General features: G+C 32.7%; 5 protein-coding genes. All 5 read left to right on the top strand.

The features are described from left to right. Positions 1-105: IS3 family transposase (locus tag AACV33_RS00815; RefSeq protein ID WP_182700664.1), on the top strand; the 105-nt coding region annotated here is incomplete at its 5' end. 566 nt (positions 106-671) lie between these two features. Beyond that, positions 672-914 (top strand): hypothetical protein, encoded by a 243-nt coding sequence (locus AACV33_RS00810; RefSeq protein ID WP_182700663.1) that lies wholly within the window; start codon positions 672-674, stop codon positions 912-914. 143 nt (positions 915-1,057) lie between these two features. After that, a complete protein-coding gene (locus AACV33_RS00805) occupies positions 1,058-1,609 on the top strand; it encodes a SecY-interacting protein Syd (protein ID WP_065611785.1) in 552 nt (183 codons plus the stop codon). A gap of 161 nt (positions 1,610-1,770) precedes the next feature. Next, on the top strand, positions 1,771-2,229 hold the full coding sequence (locus tag AACV33_RS00800; protein WP_182700662.1) for a hypothetical protein: 459 nt from the start codon (positions 1,771-1,773) through the stop codon (positions 2,227-2,229). Position 2,230: 1 nt separating this feature from the next. Next, positions 2,231-2,554 (top strand): TIR domain-containing protein, encoded by a 324-nt coding sequence (locus AACV33_RS00795; protein ID WP_182700661.1) that lies wholly within the window; start codon positions 2,231-2,233, stop codon positions 2,552-2,554. The last annotated feature ends 206 nt before the right edge of the window (positions 2,555-2,760 follow it).

Below are 2,760 nucleotides of genomic sequence, written 5' to 3'. Positions count from 1 at the left end.
ACTGGCATATTTGAATATATTGAGATCTTCTATAATCGTAAGCGCAGTCACTCAACATTAAACAACTTGAGTCCATTTGAATTTGAAAGTAAATTTGTAAAATAAAGTGTTCGTTTTTCGAGGGGAACACCAGTATTTTGGGGGAAATGTTGGACATATTTATAGAATCTATTAATTTTTTGAATGAGTATTTTAGGCCGATCTTAATTTTACTTACTTCTGGTTTCGCTATTTATTTTGCGATACAAAAATTTGGCTGCAAGTTTATAGCGTCATATACTGTTAATGGTGGTCGAGATTTACCATCGCATATAAAGGCGGTGTCAATTGAAAACAATAAAGATAGAACGTTTGCTATTTGATCTATTTATGCCGTCATAGATAATAAGCATAAAATTAAGATCAAAGATTTAGCTAAGCCATTGGTTATTAAGTCTTATGAAACGGTCACAATTGAATGTGAGGCATATTCTAAACTTTATTTAGGTGAAAATGAGTTTGAAAGCTATTTTTCAGATAATACAGATATCTATGTACAGATTAGTAATAAACAAGTCAAATGTGAACGTGGAAAAGGATCTGCGAAAAATTACCCTTTAGAGTCTATGCAAACTATATATAAAGAAACGAATCTGTTTGCTGGGCACATATATGATGATAGAGTTATTTTTATGATTCAATATACTATTAATGGAGAACCTAAATTAGCGTATGTTGATATATCTGGTTTTATTTACCATGAATGGGGCATGAATCCTAATGGTATAGGGTCTAATGTAAATGAAGCCATGTTACGCCAGTTTTTAATTCAATGTGATTTTGTGAATATATTCGACGATATTCATTGCTATAAGGTCACCTACCCAAACGTAGAGTATCTATTCAATAAACAAACGCTATTAGAAAACACATAACAAAGCAATCAACACGATGCTATTACACTCGGCATTCGCGGTTTAGAGTGTAATGGGCTTGGTAAGTAAGTCGTTCGCACGTGTTATTGCGGCGTTATGTGCTTATTTGAGTATTTAAAATAATTAGATTATAGGTGTAATAAATGTCAGAAATTTCCATGAAAGATTTGTTATTAAATGTATTTAGACGGGATGGTAATAGTGAAGAGATTGGCATTATAACCAAGAATGAATTGGAAGGAATCATAGCTTTTGACCCACACGAGGATTATATTGCTGAACTCGATTCTTACATGTTTCCCGATAGCCTTACCATGTATAAAAAAGTTGATTTTTCTGATTTAGAAAATGCATTAGGAATAGAGCTTCATGAATCAATTGTTGAATACTATAGTTGTTTTTGGTCTGGATTTGTTCAAATAAAAAATACTAAAGCTATTTCATCTCAACATTCAAATTCAGAAATGTGCATGGAATTTTTAACATGTCCTGAAAATGTGACTAAATTACAAGGAAGGATTGAAACGCTGAAGTCTGATTTGTTTGATATAGACACGGTTTATATTCCTATTGGTCGCAAAATGGATGGTTGGTTGATTGCTGTAAACAATGATACAGGTTCGGTAGCAGTTGTAGGGCATAATTCTCTTAGCCTTGAAACAAAAGCAGAATCAATATACGAGTTTTTCAACTAGGCACATAACAAATGCATCAACACGATTTGCTACATTCGGCATTCTAGGTTTCTTTGAGTTTACCGTGTTAAGTGGTAAATTTGAGCTTAATCTGCATGGTAGCAAACGTGTTATGCAGGCGTTAGCCCTTTTTTTGGTCAATAATTAGATAGCAGGTTGTTTTGAATAGAAAAGAATATAAAAAATGCTGTGACGATGAAGTTGATTGGGCAACATTAGATCAACTACATGAAGCAACCTTACAAATAAGTAATCAGTGTTTTGAGTACAAGAAGTTATGTGTCGGTATTCTTGGTGTTGTCGTTGCAGCATTACTAAAAGTTGAACCAAAAACATCTTTTTCAATTATCGCGTTGGTTTGTATTGTTATAAGTTGTGGTTTTTGGATCTGTGATACAACAGCTTACTTTTATCAAAAAGCGAATCGAAAGGTAATGAGTGACGTAATCAGTAAAATAAAAACTCGGAATGAAGTAAAAATTGAAAATAAGTCACTTAAAGTAAATTCATGGTCTCAAGCCTTCTTTAATCGTTCAATGCATTTGTACTACTACATATTATCTGTGTGTTTTACTGTAATATTGCTTGAGAATTTCTTTTGGGTTGAGCGTACATATTAATATGAAAATTTTTGTAAGCTACACAACTAGAGACTCGATCATAAATCATCAATCTCTTGCTGCATTAGTTGAACCTATATCAATATTTGGTAAGCCGTTTATTGATTTAATTCATAATGATTCTGAAGATAAACAAGCTCGTGTTGAGTCTGAATTGAAAGAATCAAATATATTGCTGTTACTTAGGACGAACTCTATCCAGTATTCCAAATGGGTAAAGTGGGAAGTGACAACAGCATTGAATTTAGGAATACCAATAAAAATGATTAATGTAGAAAATATGATGCCTACAAATAGTCAATTAATCGCTGCGATACAGGGCTAACAAAGCAATCAACACGATTTACTACATTCGGCGTTGTAGGTTTGTCTTTAGTTTCAGTGATTAAGGCAGTAAAATTCAACTAAGTCTGTGTCGTAGTAAACGTGTTATTGCGGCGTTATATGATTTAAGGAGAAATCTTTGAGTAATTGGGATGATGTTGCTGGTAAAATTGAGTTTAATCTTCAATTAATCAGTGAGTTACTTAT

It is taken from the genome of Aliivibrio sp. SR45-2 (genome assembly GCF_963890165.1).
Taxonomy (GTDB): domain Bacteria; phylum Pseudomonadota; class Gammaproteobacteria; order Enterobacterales; family Vibrionaceae; genus Aliivibrio; species Aliivibrio salmonicida.
Note: the sequence above shows the minus strand (reverse complement) of the source record. Positions and strands in the feature narration are given on the sequence as shown.

What these genes read in the sequence shown, in the direction of transcription:
- AACV33_RS00795 (WP_182700661.1), top strand. Translation starts at nt 2,231, where the DNA reads ATGAAAATTTTTGTAAGCTACACAACTAGAGACTCGATCATAAATCAT.
- AACV33_RS00805 (WP_065611785.1), top strand. Translation starts at nt 1,058, where the DNA reads ATGTCAGAAATTTCCATGAAAGATTTGTTATTAAATGTATTTAGACGG.
- AACV33_RS00810 (WP_182700663.1), top strand. Translation starts at nt 672, where the DNA reads ATGATTCAATATACTATTAATGGAGAACCTAAATTAGCGTATGTTGAT.